This is a genomic window from Pseudomonadota bacterium (genome assembly GCA_038533575.1).
Lineage (GTDB): Bacteria > Pseudomonadota > Alphaproteobacteria > Rhodobacterales > Rhodobacteraceae > Shimia_B.
The window spans coordinates 1-1,545 of record JBCAYL010000021.1; the positions used below are offsets into that span (position 1 = coordinate 1).

A 1,545-nucleotide genomic window follows, 5' to 3' on the forward strand; every position below is an offset into this window, starting at 1 on the left:
CCTCTCAAAGGGGCCCCGAAAATCGATGGGCAAAGGTCACCCCGAGGAAGATCCCCGGGGGTGCAGTCCTCTTTTCCCGGTGCCCGACGCCGCCTCGCAGCTGGAGCGGTCCGACGGAAGGCCCCTCGGCAGATCCAGGCTCGGTCAGCGGAACCCGAGAGTCCCGCCAACGTCGCCCGGTCCCGCCTCGGCGACCCGTCCCGCCATCTCGTTTCGCAGCCCGTCCGCCCCGGCCCTTAGAGCCAATCCTTGTCCCGAAGTTACGGATCCATTTTGCCGACTTCCCTTACCTACATTGTTCTATCGACCAGAGGCTGTTCACCTCGGAGACCTGCTGCGGATATGGGTACGACGTAGCGCCAGATTCCACCGAAGTGCCTCCCTGGGGTTTTCAAGGGCCGGCGACAGGACTCGGGACTCTGCGAGAGCCGCAGAGCTTTGCGGAAATATCGCTGTTGCACCCTCTCTCGGGGCGAACCCCTTCCAGGCTGCCTGCGACCTTACAAAGAAAAGAGAACTCTTCCCCGGCCTGACGACGACGTCCCCCAGATCGCTCGCGTTACCGCGCTTGGACGAGGAAACCCCGACCACGGTCTCGGCGTCTACGCTCCGGAATATTGACCGGATTCCCTTTCGCTCATTCCGGGGACATGTAATTCAAGGAGAGAAAAAAAGTCCCGCGCCTTCAGAATGGCGTTCGCCTATGACTTAGGATCGGCTGACCCATGTTCAACTGCTGTTCACATGGAACCCTTCTCCACTTCGGTCTTCCGAGGTCTCGTCGGAATATTCGCTACTACCACCGAGATCTGCACCCGCGGCGGCTCCAGTCGGGCTCGCGCCCGCACCTTCGACGCTCACCGCGGCGACCCTCCTACTCGTCGGAGCGTAGATGAGAGAAAGAACTCCCTGCCCCGACGGCCGGGCATAGGCTCGTCGCTCCAGCGCCATCCATTTTCAGGGCTAGTCGATTCGGCAGGTGAGTTGTTACACACTCCTTAGCGGGTTCCGACTTCCATGGCCACCGCCCTGCTGTCTGGATCGACCAACGCCTTTCGTGGTCTCCGATGAGCGACTCCGAAAAAGTGTATCGGGCGCCTTAGCCCGGCGTTTGGTTCATCCCACAGCGCCAGTCCTGCTTACCAAGAGTGGCCCACTTGGCACTCGTGCTTTGAAGGCCACGGGCTCAATCGAGAAGCCACGGGCTTCCCACCCGTTCGAAGTTTGAGAATAGGTTGAGGTCGTTTCGTCCCCAAGGCCTCTAATCATTCGCTCTACCGGATGGAACAGCGTGTCCCGAGCGCCAGCTATCCTGAGGGAAACTTCGGAGGGAACCAGCTACTAGATGGTTCGATTAGTCTTTCGCCCCTATACCCGGGTCGGACGATCGATTTGCACGTCAGAACCGCGGCGGTCCTCCACCAGAGTTTCCTCTGGCTTCGACCTGCCCGGGCATAGTTCACCATCTTTCGGGTCCTAACGTGCAAATCGGTCGTCCGACCTGGGTATAGGGGCGAAAGACTAATCGAACCATCTAGTAGCTGG

General features: G+C 60.1%; 1 rRNA gene. It reads right to left on the reverse strand.

The window, feature by feature from the left end:
- Positions 1–1,545: ribosomal RNA gene (locus AAFM92_16830) — 23S ribosomal RNA — on the reverse strand; the annotation flags it as partial.